Origin of the sequence: Bacillus sp. CHD6a (assembly GCF_001293645.1) — a bacterium.
Taxonomy (GTDB): domain Bacteria; phylum Bacillota; class Bacilli; order Bacillales; family Bacillaceae_I; genus Sutcliffiella_A.
The window spans coordinates 125327-146729 of record NZ_LBMD01000006.1 but is presented as its reverse complement, the minus strand read 5'-3'; the positions used below and the strand labels follow the sequence as shown (position 1 = coordinate 146729).

Annotated in this window: 19 protein-coding genes and 1 pseudogene; 1 reads left to right on the top strand and 19 read right to left on the bottom strand. The window is 39.4% G+C overall.

Translation table 11 applies throughout. The annotated features are described in order from the left end of the window. Window positions 1–65 precede the first annotated feature (65 nt). From hflC to AAV98_RS06760, 9 genes are all read right to left on the bottom strand, one after another. Window positions 66–998: a protease modulator HflC gene (gene hflC / locus AAV98_RS06800; protein ID WP_060664812.1), complete on the bottom strand. Its 933-nt coding sequence runs from the start codon at window positions 996–998 to the stop codon at window positions 66–68. Beyond that, window positions 991–1956, bottom strand: coding sequence for an FtsH protease activity modulator HflK (gene hflK / locus AAV98_RS06795; RefSeq protein WP_442853675.1), 966 nt, complete (start codon window positions 1954–1956; stop codon window positions 991–993). Before hflK ends, hflC begins: the two co-directional genes overlap by 8 nt. Before the next feature lie 326 nt (window positions 1957–2282). Beyond that, window positions 2283–4052, bottom strand: a complete 1770-nt coding sequence (gene pnpS, locus AAV98_RS06790; protein ID WP_060664810.1) for a two-component system histidine kinase PnpS — start codon at window positions 4050–4052, stop codon at window positions 2283–2285. Continuing rightward, the gene (locus tag AAV98_RS06785; protein WP_060664809.1) at window positions 4045–4773 is read right to left on the bottom strand and encodes a response regulator transcription factor; all 729 of its coding nucleotides are present in this window, start codon (window positions 4771–4773) and stop codon (window positions 4045–4047) included. Before AAV98_RS06785 ends, pnpS begins: the two co-directional genes overlap by 8 nt. Before the next feature lie 189 nt (window positions 4774–4962). Next, window positions 4963–5439: a MaoC/PaaZ C-terminal domain-containing protein gene (locus AAV98_RS06780; RefSeq protein WP_060664808.1), complete on the bottom strand. Its 477-nt coding sequence runs from the start codon at window positions 5437–5439 to the stop codon at window positions 4963–4965. A 293-nt stretch (window positions 5440–5732) separates the two neighbouring features. Beyond that, window positions 5733–6671, bottom strand: coding sequence for a malate dehydrogenase (mdh, locus tag AAV98_RS06775; RefSeq protein ID WP_060664807.1), 939 nt, complete (start codon window positions 6669–6671; stop codon window positions 5733–5735). A 243-nt stretch (window positions 6672–6914) separates the two neighbouring features. Next, entirely contained in the window at window positions 6915–8183 is a 1269-nt protein-coding gene (gene icd / locus AAV98_RS06770) for an NADP-dependent isocitrate dehydrogenase (protein ID WP_060664806.1), read from the bottom strand. A gap of 115 nt (window positions 8184–8298) precedes the next feature. Beyond that, on the bottom strand, window positions 8299–9417 hold the full coding sequence (gene citZ / locus AAV98_RS06765) for a citrate synthase (RefSeq protein WP_060664805.1): 1119 nt from the start codon (window positions 9415–9417) through the stop codon (window positions 8299–8301). A 355-nt stretch (window positions 9418–9772) separates the two neighbouring features. Then, entirely contained in the window at window positions 9773–10234 is a 462-nt protein-coding gene (locus AAV98_RS06760; RefSeq protein WP_060664804.1) for a DUF441 domain-containing protein, read from the bottom strand. A gap of 179 nt (window positions 10235–10413) precedes the next feature. On the opposite strand from AAV98_RS06760, the gene ytvI reads away from it, so the two are divergent. After that, complete coding sequence (gene ytvI, locus AAV98_RS06755) at window positions 10414–11535, top strand: sporulation integral membrane protein YtvI (protein WP_060664803.1); 1122 nt, start codon at window positions 10414–10416, stop codon at window positions 11533–11535. A 522-nt stretch (window positions 11536–12057) separates the two neighbouring features. On the opposite strand, the gene AAV98_RS06750 is transcribed toward ytvI, so the two are convergent. From AAV98_RS06750 to pyk, 10 genes and pseudogenes are all read right to left on the bottom strand, one after another. Next, window positions 12058–12627: a YIP1 family protein gene (locus AAV98_RS06750; protein WP_060664802.1), complete on the bottom strand. Its 570-nt coding sequence runs from the start codon at window positions 12625–12627 to the stop codon at window positions 12058–12060. Window positions 12628–12683: 56 nt separating this feature from the next. Further along, window positions 12684–14330 (bottom strand): sodium:solute symporter family transporter, encoded by a 1647-nt coding sequence (locus tag AAV98_RS06745; protein ID WP_060664801.1) that lies wholly within the window; start codon window positions 14328–14330, stop codon window positions 12684–12686. Next, window positions 14331–14609, bottom strand: coding sequence for a hypothetical protein (locus AAV98_RS06740; RefSeq protein WP_060664800.1), 279 nt, complete (start codon window positions 14607–14609; stop codon window positions 14331–14333). Between the two features lie 466 nt (window positions 14610–15075). Further along, entirely contained in the window at window positions 15076–15255 is a 180-nt protein-coding gene (locus AAV98_RS06735; protein ID WP_060664799.1) for a hypothetical protein, read from the bottom strand. Between the two features lie 141 nt (window positions 15256–15396). Then, window positions 15397–15861 (bottom strand): hypothetical protein, encoded by a 465-nt coding sequence (locus AAV98_RS06730; RefSeq protein ID WP_060664798.1) that lies wholly within the window; start codon window positions 15859–15861, stop codon window positions 15397–15399. A gap of 203 nt (window positions 15862–16064) precedes the next feature. Then, window positions 16065–16244 (bottom strand): annotated as a pseudogene (locus AAV98_RS20710) (protein kinase); the annotation flags it as partial. A gap of 211 nt (window positions 16245–16455) precedes the next feature. Next, window positions 16456–17991, bottom strand: a complete 1536-nt coding sequence (locus AAV98_RS06725) for a multicopper oxidase family protein (protein WP_060664797.1) — start codon at window positions 17989–17991, stop codon at window positions 16456–16458. 181 nt (window positions 17992–18172) lie between these two features. Next, window positions 18173–19087, bottom strand: coding sequence for a DUF1002 domain-containing protein (locus AAV98_RS06720; RefSeq protein ID WP_060664796.1), 915 nt, complete (start codon window positions 19085–19087; stop codon window positions 18173–18175). 39 nt (window positions 19088–19126) lie between these two features. After that, window positions 19127–19522 (bottom strand): FxsA family protein, encoded by a 396-nt coding sequence (locus tag AAV98_RS06715; RefSeq protein WP_060664795.1) that lies wholly within the window; start codon window positions 19520–19522, stop codon window positions 19127–19129. 126 nt (window positions 19523–19648) lie between these two features. Beyond that, window positions 19649–21403: a pyruvate kinase gene (gene pyk / locus AAV98_RS06710; RefSeq protein WP_060664794.1), complete on the bottom strand. Its 1755-nt coding sequence runs from the start codon at window positions 21401–21403 to the stop codon at window positions 19649–19651.

Below are 21403 nucleotides of genomic sequence, written 5' to 3'. Positions count from 1 at the left end.
CGGGGTCTCAACCTACCGTTACTCCCCCGCTGGAGTCGAGGGCCTTTCGCTTCAATCCACTCATCTTATTCCATTCCGCCCATTAGGAGTTTGGCGTATGGGGAGTCGGAAGGAAGGACGATGACGGTTTCTCCATCAATCGTCTTTTTATAGGACTCGAGTGTGCGGTAAAGCTCATAGAATTCTGCATCCTTAGAGAATGCTTCATTGTAGACTTTAGCCGCTTCTCCTTCTCCTTGACCGCGGATCGTATCTGCATCCGCTTCAGCTTTCGCCAGTATTTCTTTCACTGCGCGGTCTGTATCTGCCATGATTCTGTTTTTATCGGCATCTCCACGAGAAAGGTATTCTTGAGCAGTTGATTGACGCTCTGATATCATTCGTGTGAACACGGCAGCTTCATTTTCAGGTGGCAGGTCTGTTCTTCTCATTCGCACATCCGTCACGACAATCCCGTAATTATCTCTTTCTAAAAGTTCATTTACTCTACCCGTTACTCTGTCATTCAAGCTTCCTCTTGAAGACTTTTCATCGTTGATTATGTCATCATAATTCAGTTGTCCAAGTTCTGTTCTGACAACAGAGAAAACAAATTCAGACATCTTGGTTTCTGCATTCTCAAGACTCGCTAGGTTACTAATCATCAATTGAGGATCTTCCACTCGCCATACTACATAATTATCAATAAGCATTCGTTTTTTGTCGCGAGTATTTATTTCAGCACCGGCTTCATCATATAGCATTTGATATTTTGGGACAGTCGTTACGGATTGAATGAACGGAGTCTTGAAATTCAAACCAGGCTCTTCCACAATCTTCACTACTTCTCCAAACTGTCTAACAACCTTATATTCGCCTTCTTTTACGACAAATACATTTGCAAGGAACACACCAAAAACAATAAGTATCACCGCTCCAAATAACCCACCGCGGACAATGGATCTCCATTGCAAGTCAGGTTTTTTCTTTTCTAAATTGATAATGTTTTGATCACTCATTGTTCCCACTTCCTTCCGGGTTCGCTGGTGGTTTTGGAGCTGCATTTTCGGTTCTGAGCGGGAAATATTTCATCGTGTTGCCATCATCGTTCATAATGTAAATCTCGGCATACGGTAAGACTTCTTCCATCGTCTCTAAAATAAGACGCTTTTTCGTTAATTCCGGAGCGTTCACATATTCGTTATACAAAGAATTGAATTTAGCTACATCTCCACGAGCACGCTCAATTCTTGCAGCCTTTTCCCCTTCTGCTTTGGAAATGATGGCGTCTTTCTCCCCTTCTGCTTCATTTAGACGTTGGTTTTGATATCTTTTTGCTTCATTGTTCTTTGTGTTTTCCATTTCACGCGCATCTGTTACATCTGTAAATGCTTTACGAACCTCTTTATTAGGTAATTCCACATCTTGAAGATTAACAGATGAAATCGAAATTCCAATATCATATGTCTCCATTAAGGATGTAAGTAAATCGAAGACTTCTACTTCTATTTGTGATTTTCCTGAGGTTAATGCTTCATCTATTTCTGTACTTCCGATAATACTTCTTAAAGAAGCAGATGTAGCATTGTAGAGGACAGACTGAGGATTATCGCTATTGAATAAGTATTTTCCTGGATCTGTAATCTTCCACATGACAACCATATCTGCCATAACGATATTTTCATCACCTGTTATCATTTTTGTATCATTTGTGTATTCCACTAACTCTCCATCTTTTTCTTGATAACCGAACTGTAAACTAAAGGTCTCCTTGGACATTGTCTCTACTGTTTGTATTGGCCAAGGCATCTTAAAGTGCAGTCCTGGTTCACTGATTCCTTCTTCTACTTTTCCAAATGTCATAATCACAGCTTGTTCTGATTGATCTACTGTATACCATGACGTTAAAGCAACTGACCCTATGACAGCAGCAAGGATTACAAGAAAAACGGTCGTGTAAATTCGCTTTAAACTCATCAAAGTTGTATTCTCCCCTTTTTATGTTCTCCATAACTTATACGTATGAAGGTGGAGAAGGTTTCATTATTTAAATGGTTTTTTAGTTGTTTGGTTATGCACCGCTGCTGATTTCCTCAAATGGCTGAGCTTTCCTAGACGCGCGCAGGCAAGTGAAACGCGTGGAACGGAAATCAACCGAATTATATACTTTCTTAATTTTAAACAGAAAAAAGGAGAGAGCAGGGTGGGCTCTCTCCTTTTCCAAAATTGGCTCCTTGGATGAAGGGGTTTTCATAGAATATATTAACAAAGGTTTGTAAAGGACCTATGAAAGACATGTAAAGCTATTGTAAATCTTCGTTTTCTTTAGACAACTTCACCGTAAAGGCAGTCCCCTTATTCAATTCACTCGTAACAGAAATACTGCCATGATGGGCCTCCACGATATGCTTCACAATCGCAAGACCTAACCCCGTTCCTCCTGAATTCCTACTTCTTGCCTTGTCCACACGGTAAAACCGCTCAAAGATTCTTGGTATCTCATCCTGCTCCATCCCAATACCAGTATCAGATACAACAATGATTACCTCATTTTCTACTTCTTCTACCTTTACCATAACTTCTCCACCTGCTGATGTATAAGCGATGGCATTGTTAATAAGATTAATGAAAACCTGTTTGATCCTGGAGGTATCCGCAAATAAATACAACCCTTTTTTAGGTTGAGATAAAACAAGATTTATTTCTTTTTCTCTTGCCTTTCCTTCCAAAATTACAAAGATTTCTTCCAACAGGTCGTTGATTTCTACATACTCCGGGTTTAGTTTAAAACCTTGTTTCTCTATTTTTGATAAATCCAGCAAATCTTCAATAAGTGATTGCAGTCTATCGCTTTCTTTAAGAATGATGGATAAGAAATACTGCAATGTATCTTTATCATTCATCGCTCCATCCAACAATGTTTCTGAAAACCCTTTGATAGATGTAATTGGCGTTTTTAACTCATGAGATACATTTGCAACAAAATCTTTTCTCATTTGCTCAAGCTTCTTCAATTCTGTAATGTCATGGAACACAAGGACAATTCCTTTCCACTCATCATTGATGCCAATGATTGGCGCTCCATACACTTCAAAGTGTCTGCGTTCGATCTTTAATGGAAGCAAGATTTGCTTTCTTAAACTCACTTCGGTCATAAAGATCTCTTCAATCAACGACACAATTTCTATCTGCTCTATGGCTTCATAATATAACCTATATAGATATTCAGCAGGATCTGCATCAAATGTGTCTTTAAAGGCACGGTTGATGAGATTTACATAGCCTCTACCATCAATTAATATCAACCCACTCCCCATGCTCTCAATAAGAGTACGGAGACGATCCTGCTGCATTTCTTGCGCTTTAGTCATATCTTGAAGATTACGTGCCAAAATGTTGATGGATTGACTTAACATTCCTGTTTCATCAACATGTTCCTCGAATGTCCTAGCTTTATAGTTTCCTTTGGCAAGTTCCGTTGCCACCTTGGTTGCCGCTTCAATCGGTCTAGTGTATTGAGATGTAATCTTTACGCCAAGAAGCAAAATAACCACAAACGCTGCACCAAGGCTTGCAATTAATAGTCCCCAAATCTGTTGATTGACTCTTTGGAGAGAATCTATTGGAGTACTTAGCATTACATAACCATCTTTAGATCCATTTCTTGTAATGGTGTTTCCGTAATAATACATTTCATCATTCTGTTCATAAAAAAGCCTGTCACGATTCTTGTTCTTTTGAACGGCATCTTTAATAATTTCCTCCTGAGAATCAATCCCAGAAACAGTAGGCCCGGTAGTCTCAAATAACACCGTGCCATCCTTATCAGTAATGCTGACCCTTGCCGCAAGAGTGTTACTAACATCATTCAGATGTTTTTGCAGTATAGGTGTCACACTGGTCTCCTCTTCCACCAGCATCGTTACCAGTTCTGTTTCTTTAATCAGCCTCTGATTAAAGGTATTTAAATAAAAGCTTTTAAAGAGCTGACCAAGCAAAAGCCCGAGGCACACAAGCACCACAATGATTAAGGTGATGAGTGCAAAGAGCAGTCTTGAGCGGAACCTATTCATGTAATTTCTGTTCCTCTAGCTTGTACCCCAGCCCTCTAATAGTCTTTATATATGTAGGTTTTTTGGTATCTGTCTCTATTTTTTCCCTTAAGTGACTAATATGAACATCCACAATCCGAGTGTCTCCGGCAAAATCATAATTCCACACCGCACTCAACAGTTGATCGCGAGTCAACACTCTTCCCTTATTCTTCGATAAGTAAACCAAAAGCTCAAATTCCTTTGGCGTAAGTTCTAATCGTTCATCGCGAAAATAGGCTTCATAGTGTTCAGGAAGTATTTTTACATCTCCAATAACAATCTTTTCCGAAGTGTCCTCTTCTACTTTCTGCGTCTCTGTGTTACCTGACATCTGCTGCATTCTGCGGAGGATAGCCTTTACCCTCGCTACGACTTCTCTTGGACTGAAAGGTTTAGTCATATAATCATCCGCACCTAACTCTAGTCCCAACACCTTATCAAACTCATCATCCTTTGCAGTAAGCATTAGAATTGGAGTATGTATTTTGTGCTGTCTTAACTCTTTACACACTTCTATTCCATCTTTTTTTGGAAGCATAAGATCTAGCACAATCATATCAAATCGTTCTTCCATTGCCTTATTCAGACCTTCTTCTCCGTCCATCGCAACGGAAACATCGTAGCCTGCTTGCTGTAAATTATACTGTAATAATGTCACGATTGATTGTTCATCATCTACAATAAGAATCTTTTTATTCATTCTTTTCCTCCACCAAACTGTTTTGGAAAACCCATTTTGTTGTTCATCCAACTTCCAATTCTATTTTTTCTCTATCATTACTTTTCCATTTTACACGTATTCATTATTCATCACAATAAAGAAAAGCTTTCAGTTAAAGTGGCCAACCTAAGATTTTGTTAACAAAATAAAAAAGAGCCTAAGCTCTTTTTAGAAGTTTTCCATCGCACTGCTCTCCATCGGTTCAAGACGGTGAGGAGGACAAACTGTGATGGAGCCTTTCGCAACAGTATGATTTTCTTCATTGGTACCATGAACACTCATTACAATGCAATGGTCTTTGTCGTTGATCTCCACCACTTCAAAAAGAAATTGAACACTTCCATAATGGTAGACTGGTTTTGGAAAAGTAATATCTTGGTGAACGACATGACTTCCTGGACCAGGTAAATATTTGGACACAGCGGATGTAATAATCCCTGTTAACATGATGCTAGGTACGATTGGCTTTTTAAATGGTGTTTGGGACGCGTAGTCGTGCTGAATATAGAGTGGGTTGGCATCATTCGTTAACCCAAGATATAATAATAGGTCTTTGTCTTCTATTTTTTCGGTTAGCTCAAGCTTTTCTCCCACTTGGATTTCTGCGAGTTTTCTTCCGAGTTTTCTCTTTTTGCCTAGTAACATACATACACCCCCTGATGATGTTGGAAAATACCCCTTGTTTATTGTAACCGTTTACAATAGTGTGATAAAAATTCGGGGAAAGAATTCCCCGAGTTAGTTACATTTTTCTGTGATACACCACTGGTGATTTCCACCTAGGGCTTCGCTTTCCTAGGGGCGCTGCTGGAGCCTCCTCAGCAAGTCTGCGGGGTCTGCGGGGTCTCCAGCTAGCGCTATCTCCCTTAGGAGTCTTCGCCCTAAGCTCCAATCACCAGCTAGATGTCCTTAATACTTTCTACATCTTCTTTAAAGTTTTAAGATAGGACGTTCATGACGTTTTTGACGGATTCGACGGATTTGGAGAGTGCTGCTTTTTCATCTTCTGTTAGCTCTAGTTCGATGATTTTTTCGATACCGCCAGCACCAAGGATTGTTGGTACACCAAGGTAGATTCCGTCGTGTCCGTATTCTCCTTCAAGATAGGCGATGGAAGGTAGAATTCGGCGTTGATCTTTCAGGATCGCTTCCACCATTTCAACCATCGATGCTGCAGGAGCATAATAGGCACTACCGTTACCAAGCAGGTTAACGATTTCCCCGCCGCCTTTTCTTGTTCTTTCCACAATTGCGTCTAAGCGATCTTTCGGAAGCAATGTTTCTAGCGGAATTCCACCTGCATACGAGTAGCGAACAAGCGGCACCATGTCATCACCATGACCTCCGAGAACGAAGCCAGTAACATCTTTCACTGAAAGATTTAATTCCTGTGACACAAATGTGCGGAAACGAGCTGTATCTAACACTCCTGATTGACCGATAACACGGTTTTTCGGGAAGCCGGACTCTTTAAACACAGTGTAGGTCATGGCATCTACCGGGTTTGTCAAGACGATGATATAGCAATCAGGAGAGTGTTTAACCACTTCTCTTGTGACACTTTTCATGATGTTTTGGTTTGTCGTTACCAGATCGTCACGGCTCATACCTGGTTTGCGGGCAATTCCAGCTGTAATGACAACGATATCAGAATTGGCTGTATCTTCATAGTTGGATGTTCCTGTAATGTTTGCATCAAATCCTTGAACAGGACCTGCTTCTAACATATCTAAAGCTTTCCCTTTAGTAGGGTTCTCCATTTGCGGGATATCTACAAGTACAACGTCTGCGAGTTCTTTTTGCGCTAGTAAGAATGCAGTGGTTGCTCCTGTAAAACCTCCACCGATTACCGATACCTTTTTACGTCTCATTGTCATGTTCATTCCTCCCTAACCTATTAATGGACAACTCTTACTCCGCATGTTGATTTACGCACTGGACTCCGCTTTCCTAGGGGCTGACGAGAGCCTCCTTCGGCTTCGCCTGCGGGGTCTCCACCTAGCGCTATCTCCCTCAGGAGTCTTCGTCCTGTGCTTCAATCAACAGCTGAAGTATATGGTTTAACAGTAACTTATTTTCAAAAAGCAAAAACCCATCGAGAGTTTTTGCTTTTTTTAAAATTACATGTTTTTAATTAGTTCGTCACCAAACTCGGAGCATTTTACTTCTGTTGCGCCGTCCATTAGACGTGCAAAGTCGTAAGTTACTACTTTAGAAGCGATGGATTTTTCCATTGCATCTACGACAAGTTTAGCAGCTTCTGTCCAGCCAAGGTGCTCAAGCATTAATACACCAGAAAGGATAACAGAAGATGGGTTTACTTTATCAAGACCAGCATATTTAGGAGCAGTACCGTGTGTAGCTTCGAAAATTGCATGACCAGTTTCATAGTTAATGTTCGCTCCTGGAGCAATTCCGATTCCACCTACTTGTGCAGCAAGTGCATCAGAGATGTAGTCACCATTAAGATTCATTGTGGCAACAACATCGAACTCTTTTGGACGAGTAAGAATTTGTTGTAAGAAAATATCAGCAATGGAATCCTTCACTAGGATCTTGCCTTCTGCTTCTGCAGCTTCTTGAGCTTTATTCGCAGCATCTTTACCTTCCGCTTCCGCGATACGGTCATATTGTGCCCAAGTGAATACTTTATCGCCGAATTCTTTTTCAGCTAGCTCGTAACCCCAGTTTTTAAAAGCACCCTCAGTGAACTTCATGATGTTTCCTTTGTGTACTAGTGTTACAGATTTGCGGCCATGCTCAATTGCATAATTAATTGCACCACGAACAAGACGGGAAGTACCTTCTTCAGATACCGGCTTGATTCCGATACCAGAAGTTTCAGGGAAACGGATTTTGTTCACTCCCATTTCCGTTTGAAGGAAGTTGATTAGCTTTTCTACTTCCTCAGAGCCTTTTGCATACTCAATTCCAGCATAGATATCTTCTGTGTTTTCACGGAAAATAACCATGTCAGTGTCTTCTGGACGTTTAATAGGAGAAGGAACTCCTTGGAAATAACGAACAGGACGTAAGCACGTGAAAAGGTCCAGCTCTTGACGTAATGCAACGTTAAGAGAACGGATTCCGCCACCGACCGGTGTAGTCAGAGGTCCTTTGATTGCAATTATGTACTCACGGATATCATCAAGTGTTTGACTTGGCAACCATTCACCAGTTTGGTTGAATGCTTTTTCTCCAGCCAATACTTCTTTCCAAACAATTTCCTTTTCACCATTATATGCTTTTTCAACAGCTGCTTCTAAAACACGTGATGCAGATGCCCAAATGTCAGGACCAATTCCATCTCCCTCAATAAATGGAATAATCGGGTTGTTAGGTACGTTTAATACGCCATCTGTAACGGTAATTTTTGTTCCTTGTGTCAAAGTAAAAACCTCCTAAGAAATATAATGACATTAGATGTTTGGGAAAGGGATTACCCCTCCCCTAGTATTATAGCAAAAATTCAATCAATGTATCTTGTTGTAGCGTAAAGTACCCTTAGCTACGTTTTTCGAGTGGTACATAGTCCTGTTTGCCAGGGCCTGTATAGTCTGCACGAGGACGAATCAGACGGTTGTTGGAATACTGCTCAAGGATATGAGCCAACCAACCGGATACTCGGCTCACAGCAAAGATTGGTGTGAATAAGTCATGATCAATCCCTAATGAATGGTACACAGATGCACTGTAGAAATCAACATTAGGTGGAAGCGGTTTCTCAGAAGTCACGATTTCTTCCACTTTTACGGACATATCATACCATTTCGGTTGTCCTGTCAAATGAGTAAGTTTCTCGGACATTTCACGCAAATGCTTTGCACGAGGATCTCCCTGACGATATACACGGTGACCGAAGCCCATGATTTTTTCTTTATTAGCAAGCTTTTCACGGATATAGCTTTCCGCGTTTTCCACTTCTCCAATTTCAGAAAGCATCTTCATAACCGCTTCGTTTGCTCCACCATGCAATGGACCTTTTAACGCTCCGATTGCAGCAGTAACACCAGAATAGACATCAGATAATGTCGCAACACATACACGTGCAGTGAAAGTTGATGCATTTAACTCATGATCAGCATGAAGAACTAATGCTTTATTGAATGCTTCAATCGCAACTTCAGACGGCTCTTCACCAGTTAACATGTATAAGAAATTAGCTGCCATGCCAAGATCAGTCCTTGGAGCAATTGGGTCTAACCCTTTACGGATTCTTGAGAACGCTGTCACAATTGTCGGCATTTTAGCTTGCAGACGAACAGCCTTATGGTAATTTACTTCCGGATCCATATTATCTGCTTCCGCATCGTAAAGACCTAGTAATGATACTGCCGTACGTAAAGCAGCCATAGGGTGAACTTTATCAATTGGATAAGTTTTAAAGTGATTGATGACTTCATCAGGAAGTGCAGCATTTTCTGCTAATTCTTTCTTCAGTAAAGTCAATTCTTGCTTGTTAGGCAATTTCTGATGCCATAAAAGATAGATTACCTCTTCGAAGCTAGCATGATCTGCTAAGTCATCAATGTTGTAGCCAACATACGTTAGTGTGTCGTCAATAATGGAACTGATAGCCGAAGTTGTTGCTACAATTCCTTCAAGACCTTTAGTTGTTGTCATTTCAAACCTCTCCTTTATGTGAAAATTTCTTCAAATCCTTATCTACCATTGTCCACCCGAACGCTTGCTCACCATAATGATAAAAAATTAATGATCTGTATAAAAATTAAGAGTAATTCATTAATTCAGAATCTAGCAAACTAAGAAAATGCTTACATTTCCATTCAAAAAAATAAGCGCCATATCCACTATGTTCATGGGTGTGCGCGCATTTTCGGCGAACAATGTTTCTCTTGCTAAGTAGGAAGGAAGTGTCCTTGTCCCTATTATAAACAATTATCTGACTTTTGTGAATGAAAAGAACGAAAGTCCTGCAAAAAATATTATTACGAAAAAATAATTTGTGAAACATCCCCTATGTGAAATACTCCACTACCTTCATTGCTAGATAAGCTATCCCTGCGCCAATCAATGGGCCTACAGCCACTCCATTAAATAAAGAAACCGCGAGGATAGTACCAAAAACCAAGGCCGTTGTAATATGCGGATCGTTGGCAAGCAATGTTAACCCGCTCTTTGCAATCAGCGCAACAGCTATACCAGCCCCTAAAGCCACCCACGCATAGGAAGACTTTAACGCTTCTTGTAATTGCTTAAAACCTATATCTCCTGTAGCAATCGGAACTAACACAGCAATGGTTATGATTGTTACTCCCCAGTTAATTCCTTTAGACTGCAAATAAGGGAATACTTTATTATCCAGTCCAATAACTTTTATAACAAGCAATACTGCAACAGCAAACATCAACGATGGATTCTTTGCAATAAAGCCGATTAATAGAAGTATTAGTAAAAACACGGTAGCTTGACTTATCATTCTGTTTCATCCTTCCAAAACCAGACCCTTTTTCCATACTACCATAATAAAATACGAAAGAAAAAGAAATGAGACCGTACAGAATTTTCCTAATTTTTAAATATAAAACTATGAAAACAATAAGTCTGGTTGTAAAATATGGAGTAAGGGAATTCCGGTACTCATAAGGGGTGTTATGATTGAATTGGAATTATGTACATATCGTTTTTCGTCTCCTTCTTGTGCTTCTCATCATCACGATTGGTCTTGTTTCATTTTACTATCTTTTCTCCATTGCCTATCCTTTCATCATCGCATTAGTTTTAGCTTTCTTAATCAACCCGCTCGTAAATTTACTAGAAAAGAACGGAAGACTTCCTAGAAGTTTAGCCGTTTTCCTCTCCATCATGGCCTTGTTTGCAACGGTTGTTGGCGTGGTCACTTTGTTAATTGTTGAGATTGTCTCCGGTACGGAATATTTGGCAAAGGTAGTGCCTGGACATTTTGAAACCTTGGTGGTGTATGTCGAACAATTTGTTGTAACTAAAATCCTTCCTTTGTTCCAGCAGGTCAGTACCATGTTTCATAGTTTGGAAGAGGATCAACAACAGTCCCTCTTGACAAACATTGAGAATATTGGTGCAACGGTTGCCAGTACAGTCGGTGAATTCATCCAATCCTTTTTAACTAATCTACCAAAACTCATCACATGGATTCCAAGTGTTGCGACTGTCTTAATTTTTTCCTTATTGGCAACTTTTTTCATCAGCAAGGATTGGTACAAACTTAAAGGAAGACTAAAAAAAATTACACCAATTAAGGCACAAGGCAGTCTAACAAAAGTGTTTGTAAGCTTAAAAAAGGCCTTTTTTGGTTTCATGCGGGCACAGGCCACGCTGATTTCTATCACTACCATCATTGTATTAATTGGACTATTAATATTACGGGTTGAATACGCCATTACCGTTGCCTTAATCATTGGATTGGTAGATTTGATTCCGTATCTTGGAACAGGGCTCATTTTTGTTCCATGGATTATTTTTTTAGCCATTAGTGGAAATTTACCATTAGCTATTGGACTTGGAGTCCTTTATTTAATTGTCATCGTGCAGCGTCAGTTGATGGAACCAAAGATATTATCATCTAGCATTGGCCTTGATCCTTTGGCGACATTAGTAAGTTTATTTGTCGGTTTTCAGTTGATAGGTTTTCTTGGCCTGATTGTCGGGCCAGTAACAGTAGTTATCTTCAACACACTTTGGAATGCTGGTGTCATAAAAGATATTTATCTATTCATCATGGGGAAGAATAGGGTGGTCTGATTTTGGTTGTAAGGTTAATTCAGCTGCTCTTTCCGCAGGACGGTGCTTGAGCCTCTTGGCTATGCTGCGGGGTCTCAATCTACCGTTATTCCCCTGCTGGTGTCTTTGCCATTTGCGTTCCAATCCACAGCTAGAAATTACGTTAAGGTACTGTAAATTATAGCTCCCAGCTAATTTCATAGGAATCATCTGGAACATTAGCGCTTTTTTATAATCATCCTTACGCTAATCATCATTGCATTAATAATACTCGTGAAAAATTTTCTTCATTTAACCTCCCTGTAAAAATTCATTCCCCAGTCCTGCCTTATTCCTCTATGTAACATGCAATTTATTCTGCCGTAAATAGCGATAAGCTATGCTGCACTCACTCCTAGATTGTTTAATTCCAGGTGTCGGGCAAGACTTGAAAACGCCTTTCACTATTGCATTTGTAAGCACCTTTAGTAAAAGCAGGTTATTTTTATTTACATACTAAAGACCCCCACATTTTGTGAGGGCCATGTAAACATTATTCTCATATTAGACAGCAGGTGGCAGGATTAAATAATAAACACTTGAAAAGAATAAAAAAGCAATCAAAACAGCGCCATACGCTCTCCATGCATTCAGTTTTTGGGATATTTGAAGAAAACGCACAGAAACAAAGTACATCCATAATAAAGAGATTACCAGAAGAATTGTTAATATAATTGATAACTCTTCACCTGTGCTTAATGCAACAATCGATGGTAAACCTACAATTGAAGGAACAAGGGCAAACGCGGTAAGTCGGTTTATGATCCCCATAAACCCCTGACCGCCAAATGCTTTTCCTCCTGCCCACAATAAAAGAGTAAGGCCTAGTCTGGTGAGATACACCATCCCTGTTCCTGAAAGGAGGAGGAATAGGTAGACAGCTGATTGCAAAATGGAAGAGTCAAATGTAAGATATTCTTCCGGCACTCTCAAGTAGATTACCGATCCATAACAGATGCCAACGACAAATGTAAAAATAAATGCCCATTTGTTATATGCCTCACTGGAAGCAAGCTTTTCTGCCGCTTCCTTATCTAAAAAAATCGCTTGAAAAATAGATGACAGCTTATTCATTTATCTCCCTCCTTTGACAGAAAAGGAGAAGGAATGAAAAACCCTTCTCCTTTTTGTTAGAATTGCCAAGGTGTCAAGGCCCAAATTAAGGTCAATGCACTAGCGATTACCACAATAATAGCACCAGTCAGGCTATTATATCTGGCTGGATTCACATCGCTCCATCCGTGAATACGTTCAATCAATTTGTGGTCTTCTCGTGTGGTTAATTTATTTTGCAGAGAAGGCATTTTGTTTGTAATCATGGAAACTACCACTAAAATAATGAAAGCGATTGGCACACATAGCATAGCTCCCGATACACCTAAACTGTCTGTCAGACCATGGCCGCTCACAACAATACTCGGAAATACAAAAGGAGAAACAATAACATAAATGGCTCCTGAAATGACTACAGATGCAATGGCCCCATATTTATTGGCTCCCTTCCACCAAACTCCCATCAAAATTATCGGAGCATTCGTAACCGCTGCAAGGCCAAAAGCCCATAGAATACTCACTACAAGAAAGGCAGGAGGTTTTACAGCAAGCAAAACGCTTATTATTCCTCCTAAAGCAATGGCTGCGTATCCCAAACGCACCTTCGTTTTAGAAGTAATATTTGGTAATAAAGTTGCAAAAATATCTTGTGATAAAAGAGCGCCGATTGCTAACAGGTTACCGCTTAAAGTGGAAACACCGGCAGATATTGCACCTGCAATCACCAAAGCTGTCACCCATTCAGGATTATAAACAAGATTAAGAATGATGGTAAGTTTGTCAGCGTCGGCAGCCGAAATCAAATTGCCGTTGGAGCTATTATAGAACACACCAGCAAACCCCATTGTATAAGTTGCCGAGAAAACAAACCCAAGAACTAAAGCAAACCAAACCATTGCCTGGCGAGCACTTTTAAGGCTTGAAGCAGTGTAGATGCGCATGGCTAGATGAGGTAAACCTAAAGAACCAAGAGTCATTGCCGGAATGAGGGCAAAATACCATTTCGCATCAAATTGATAATCAAAAAAGTCTGGAACCGCTTTCAACATTGCAGGCACCATATCTGCATACAATAGCGGAGGGAAAAACCAGCCAGAAGAGCCCATTGCCTTCATAATTGCACCTAGCGGTATGACAAACATGAGAGCAATAATGACCATTTGGACTGCGGCATTGTTCGTAGCCCCTCTCATTCCTCCGATAGTTACATAGCCTGTAATCAATAGCCCGCCGACAAATAATCCTGTCATATAAGGAATGCCAAATAGCATTTCAAATGTCTTTGCTATTCCAATCATTTGCCCCAATGCATACATGATGGAAATTAAAATCATCCATAGAGCAACTATGACAGCTGCGGATTTCCCATATCTTTCTTTAACAAAGTGTGCAGGTGAAAAAGCGCCCATTCTTCTCAGGCTTGTACCATAGATAATTGTTATTAATGGGATTGCCAATATCAATTGAATCCATAAAAATATGAATGGTATTTTTAAATTTAGAATTAGCCCGGTAACTCCTAGAAAAGTTGCCAAACTCATATATGTAGCAGCCATTGCAAGGCCGTTCGTGATTGCTCCCACTCCACCTCCAGCCACATATAAATCTTCAACAGATTTACTTCTCCTGTTTGAAATCCAGCTAATTACATAAAATAATATAAAGGTAAGTGCTACAACTATAAGCCCAATAATTGGATTTTCCATTTGCCAGGTTTGGTCCATTTACCCAACCTCCTTGTCCAAACTAGCTTTATGCTGCAGGTTTTGCTTATCCTCTGTTTCAATAGCCGCATCAATTTTATTGCCGATTTTACCTGCAACAATTGTTAAAAGCACAACTCCAAACCATCCTACAACAACAGGAACAATATACATTATTGGGAAACCAAACAGATTACCTTCAACAGGGAAAATAGTAAAGATTAGTCCCATGTTACCAGCTAGTAAAAATAGCGCAGTCATTCCGATCGTAAACCATACTTCTTTTTGATAAGCCCCCATATAATTCCTCCTAGCTTTTTTATTGTGAGCGAGCGCTCAATCGTTGTTGGTTGCAAAGCTACCTCCTCTCCAGTTAATTCCTGATGTATAACAAAGTTGTCTTGTAGTAAATATTATACAACAAATTTATTAGAAATTTTAAAATTATTTTAATATTCTTTTTAATAACAAAGAACAATAATTGTGTATTTCCATGAAATATTCTTACACTTAGAGTAAATAATCTTATAAACACATCATGAAAGTCCGCTTGTTTATGCTCATCAAAGAAATGCTTATATGCTAACTCACGATATTGGATTTGTGCAACTGAACCTTTAACTATACATCTTCTTAAGGATGGAGCAGCTCATTAGAACTTTGTTAAAATATAAATATCCGATACAGCATCAGATTATCATGCAACAAAAATAAAAAAGACGCTAATCCCTTTAGATGGATCGCGTCCTTTCACTGTACTAGTTAGTCATTTGCTTATTTGTTTACTATATAGATTAAGTCCAGTCGCCCCCACAACTAAAGAAATAATAATAGTAACATAAATCACCTCTATGTTTCTGCCACCACCTGAAATATCGTTGATTAGCCAAATAACTTCAATTAACATAATAAAAATCCAACCTATAAAAGCAAAAAACAGTATCATAATAAGCCCTCCCACTAACAATAAACATAGCTACTTAGACTAGTGCACCACTTCCATAATTGCTCCTAGATTGCTGAAGATCTTTGATTAAAGTAAAAACTCCAAGTCATCCAGAAAAGCTCCTAGTTAGCTTAATAAAATTTATTTTGAGATTAATTTAGCCTCTTTTTTAATCTTTAATATTACATCGTCATTATTAAATTCTAAAGTTACATCGTCATATTTAAGCTGGTCAATCATTTCGCTAATGTTATACCACTCCATCAATGCTTCAGGATATTGCAATTCTACAACAATTCGATAGATCTTATCAGCTAAATCAAAAATCTTAGGGCTATTTGTAACCTTTATGATATTTTTTGCTAAATAAGCTATGTAGGCTCTTGCACTGGTGTCAAAGTTGGGTACTTGTATTCCGATTTCTTTTGAAGCCCTCTTAAAAAGGTCCTCTACTTCAAAGATGTTTTCATTAAATGATAATGAAGAAATAATATTTAAAGTTGGAGTTGAAATTTGATTCGCTAATAAGAAATGGGACCATTTAATATAATCTTCCGTGGTAACACTTTCCTTTTGAATTTTATAGAATAAAGCATTCGTATCCATATATCTAAATCACCCCAATGCTTCATTTTCTTTAGTACAAAGTTGGCTAATTATTCCACAATCCTGACCGATTGTTTTATACCAATTATTTCAAAAACAAGTGATAAACTCAATCTTTTATTTTCATTTAATATAAAAAATCACGCTCAGATTTGAACGTAATTTTTTAAAAGTATTTGCTGTAGATGGCGATTCTCCAATTATAGAAAATTTGTATAAGTAACTTCTTCTAACTGTTCATCATATGTTTTATAGTTCGTTATTCTAGCGAAGAAGTTACCCTGTATTGTAGTACACTGATACACTTCATTTGTTACTAATTCTATCTCACTAAAATCTATTGCATATATTTTGTTGAGCAATTCTAGTATCTTTGCTTCCATAACCGTCTATATATACCTTGGGACTCACTCAAGAACTTTAATAGTGAATGATAATATGGAAAAAATCAAGGATCCTCTTTTGTTTGAGGTTAGAGTTTAGAGAATTAGGAACTTGACACAAAGGTTTATACACCTGTTTATTTCAAAAAACACTTCAGATAATACGATACGGAACGGGATCTGTTCTTACGTAATTTATTTATACCTTCTACTATCTAGGCAGAACATAATAAGGACGCATCATTTCATAGTCTTCGTGCTCCAGAATATGACAGTGCCATACGTACAACCCGCTGAATGGAGCAAACGGGACAATGATGCGGGTTATTTCTTTAGGATTTGCCCGTACTGTATCTTTCCATCCTTGTTCATTCGTATCTGGGGGTTGTCTGGGACCAGTAGGAACAATTTTCTTTTCTTTTTCATACAATTCTCCATCAAAGGGCTGCCGATCGAGAATTTGAAAACGTACCAAGTGTAAGTGAATCGGGTGCGTAGCATTAGTTACATTAATGAAACTCCAAATCTCAGTACTCCATAAAGTAGGGGTTTCCGTAATAGGATCCATCCAAAGGCGATCGTCTAACAAGTGAATGGAGCGCCCGTACTGATCCGGTCTCGTAGAAAGTAATAAATTTCTGATTTTCTTATTAGGACTTTCTTTTAAATTTGGAATATATTTCAAACGAAAAGGTAGGCTACCAATATCTTGGTCTTTCAACTTTTTAATTACACGAATTTGCATGATAGATCCGGTCGTTTCTGGATTTGGTCTTTCACCTTGAGGAAAAGGCGACTCGGCATCGTTCCTTATTGTAATTAACTCTCCACTGGAAGACGAAAAATCCACTAGGACATCCCCTCTCTCCGCTGGGGCCAAAAGTAATGAAGGAACTTCTACAGGATGCGCCAATAGTCCCTGATCGGAACCGATTTGAATGAATGGCATCCCGTTTGAAAAAGACAGTCGATAAAAACGGGAATTAGAGCCGTTCAGAATACGAAACCGATAGAGACGAGGCTCCACGTCGAGATAAGGCCATATCTTTCCGTTTACCAAAATGGTATCACCAAAGAAGTCCGGTAACACGGACGGGTTCATTTCAGGGTTAGGCGGATCTGGTTGTGCAGGATAATATAGTGCGCCATCTGCTTGAAAAGATCGATCTAGGATAAGCAAAGGAATCTCGTAAGGTTGTTTTGGCAGATTCAGCCGTTGTTCTTCTTCATCATAAATTAAATAAAAACCAACAAGACCAGCATAGATATTTAAGCGGGTAATGCCCATTGCATGGTCATGGTACCATAAGGCTGTTGCATCCTGGATATTAGGATAGGTATATAGCTGATTGGTAAAGTACGATCCAACTTGTTTGAATCCTCGAGTAAACCAGGCCTCCGGATAGCCATCACTTGTATCAGGAGTCACACCACCGTGAAGATGGACTACGGTCCGGACTTCCGGTTTGTTTTTTTCTGCTCCATGAATGGTAGTATCTATTGGGAGAAAGTGTTTAAGCGGCAGTTCATTTTTCCACAATACATGGATCGGTCGATTTTTCCAAACCCTGAAGGTTGGTCCAGGAAACTCTCCATTGTACCCCCATATTTTCGTAGGAGGTAAATCTCTGTGAAGCTTTTTCAGCGATTGAACCATATTTATCTCATAGTAAGGTACTTGGTTTAGGATACATATGGGTTGAATGGTTTTCATAATCGGAAGTGGATCTACAAATTTTTCAAGCATGAAAATCCCCCCTTCTCGATTTTATCGCTTTTTACAAAGAAATAGACCTAAATATATGATCGCAAATTAAACCTCACCTGGGTATCTAATAAAAAGCGAAGCGCCTGGAACGGAAATCAACACGTTTTAGCCAATCACCCAAAAAAGGCCACCCACAAAGGGCAGCCTTTTTCATGTAGTATTATTTAAATAAATCAGCAATAGACTGAAACAAGTTACGGAAAAAATCCTGAACTCCCTGCCAGAAACCTTCATTTCCTACCACTTCATCAATCTTATTTTTAATGTCTGTAGAAATTTGCTCTAGCTGAGTTTTCACACTATCAAAGTTGATATTCAACTCACGCATTTTTTCAAAAAGATCAATTAACAGCTGTCGGTCTTCTTCACTTAATTCTATATTCAACTTAGCTAATTGTTCTTCTACAATCTTCTCAACATCTTCTCTCGTTGCAGGGTTTTGCTCTGCAATCTGCTTTTTGATCTCTGTGAGCAATTCACTGACTTTTTCACTATCCATGCCTTCTTCTTCTGCAAGTTTAGTTGCAATGGACAATTCTTCGTTTGCCACTTCCATGCGGTCTTTATTCAGTGATTCTCCGCTTACTTCATAAGCTTTGTATATACCTACAAGTGCGGAATGACCACTAACTTTCACTGGAGATGCAACGATAACCTCTGCATCCTCAATCCCTGCAGTCAATAGTGCATTAGCATACATATCATCTGTTACTTGTGTGATGTTTTCAGGAGTGGCTCTTTTAATGACAAGCCCTTCCCCTTTTTCTTTTCTGGTAATTTTAGCAGAAGAAAACATACGAGCATTTCTGTCTTCTCCTTCAATATAGGTAACAAGGTCTTCTCCCGTTACCGTAATTTCTTCAACCATTTCAGGATTTTTCACATCTAGATGTTCGCGCACTTCCTGTTTTTGATCATCATTTAAGGTTCCACCGTAAACGACAATGGGAAGGCCAAATTTTTCATTGATGCTTTCCTCTTCATCTTCTTCGCCGGCAGCTTGTACAACATTCGATAAAGTAAGGCCAGACAAAACCAATGTCAATACTAGCAAGATTTTCAACCAATGCTTCATTTTATTTCCCCCAAACTAATAGGATCCATTGCTTTCTTTTTATCTTCTGTTAATGACAATAAATTGTCCGCGATCCATTCTGTTTCTGATTGCACGTATAATCGAAGGTTTAATCAAATTCCTTGTTGGTGGCAAGAGTAAGGCAAACCCGATCGCATCTGTGATAAATCCGGGAGTTAAAAGAACCACACCACCAACTAAGATACATAAACCATCTATAATAACATCACCAGGCATCTGTCCGCTGTTCATTTTCTGTTGGGCACTTCTAAGAGCAGAAACCCCCTGGTATTTCGCTAACCATGCGCCTAAGACACCAGTAAGAATAATTAATATGATTGTTGGTATCGGACCTATTAATCTTCCTGCCGTAATAAGAAGCCATATTTCAAGTGCTGGAACAACTATTATCAACGCTAATAAAATTCTGAACATAATAGGACAACCCCATTTCTAGTAAAAACAACCTACCAATCCATTATAGCAAATATGAAAAAATTACTCTAATATAAACAAACCCCTCTCCAAGCATATGCCAGAAAGAGGGGTTTATGTCTTATCTTATAATACGTTTGCGTGACCTGTATAAATGGTACCTCGAGAAGAATCAACCGTGATTTCTTGACCGTCTTTTAAAATAGAAGTAGCTTCTTCTACTCCAACGATGACAGGAATGCCAAGGCTTAACCCGACTACAGCAGCGTGACTAGTCAAACCGCCTTCTTCTGTGATAAGTGCAGATGCTTTTTCTAATGATGGCATCATATCTTTATCAGTACCAGTAGTTACGAAAATAGCTCCGTGTGTCATTTTTTCAGCAGCTTCTTCTGCTGTTTTTGCAACAACGACTTTTCCGTATGCAGATTTTCTGCCGATGCCTTGTCCACTTGCAAGAACATCACCAACTACATGGATTTTCATCAGGTTCGTTGTACCTTTTTCTCCAACCGGAACGCCTGCTGTAATCACAATCAGATCTCCGTGGGAAACGATACCTGTGTTTAATGATTCTTCAACAGCAACTTCTAGCATTTCGTCTGTAGAAGTTGCTTGTCGACCGATGCGTGGATACACGCCCCAAACTAGTGCAAGTTTACGGGAAACCGCCTCACAAGAAGTAACAGCAACAATCGGTGCTTTTGGACGATACTTGGAGATCATGCGTGCAGTATGTCCACTTTCTGTTGGTGTCACGATTGCTGAAACATCCAAGCTGATTGCCGTGTAAGCAACAGATTGACCAATGGAGTCTGTAACAGTCAGTGCAGCTTGCTTGCTATGCTTTGTAAGAATTTCTCCGTATGCTAACGCCTGTTCTGCACGAGAAGCGATGTTGTGCATGGTTTGAACGGCTTCAATCGGGTATAACCCAGCAGCTGTTTCACCAGAAAGCATGATAGCGTCTGTTCCATCAAAAATTGCGTTCGCTACGTCACTTGCTTCTGCGCGAGTTGGACGTGGGTTGCGTTGCATGGAATCAAGCATTTGAGTTGCTGTAATGACAGGCTTTCCAGCAAGATTACATTTTTTAATTAGTTCTTTTTGCACAAGAGGAACTTCTTCAGCAGGGATTTCTACCCCAAGATCCCCACGAGCCACCATTAGGCCGTCGGAAACTTCCAGAATTTCGTTGATGTTGTCAACACCCTCTTGGTTTTCAATTTTAGGAATGATTTGAATATCTGTAGCATCATGTGCTTCCAGTAACTCACGAATTTCAAGAACATCAGACGCACGGCGTACGAAAGATGCTGCAATGAAATCAACACCTTGCTCAATTCCAAAACGAATGTCGTTTGCATCTTTTTCGGTAATTCCAGGAAGGTTCACTTTTACTCCTGGAACGTTCACGCCTTTTTTGTTTTTCAACGTACCAGAGTTTAAAATTTTCGTTCTGATTTCGTTGTTTCCTACTTCAAGAACTTCCAACCCGATCAGACCGTCATCCAAAAGTATACGGGAACCTGGATGTACGTCTTCCATCAGTCCTGGGTAAGTAATGGAGAACTTTTCAGTAGTCCCAATTACTTCTTCCATAGAGATAATAATTTCATTTCCTTGTACTAATTCAATTGCACCTTCTTGCATTGTATGTGTTCTGATTTCCGGACCTTTCGTATCCAAAAGAATCGCAACATTTTTCCCTGTGCGTTCTACCGCTTCACGGATATTGCGGATACGAGCTCCATGCTCTTCATAGTCACCATGTGAAAAGTTCAGACGGGTAACATTCATCCCTGCTTCCATTAGCTGAATTAACGTTTCGACACTTTCACTAGCTGGTCCAATCGTACAAACAATCTTGGTTTTTTTCAT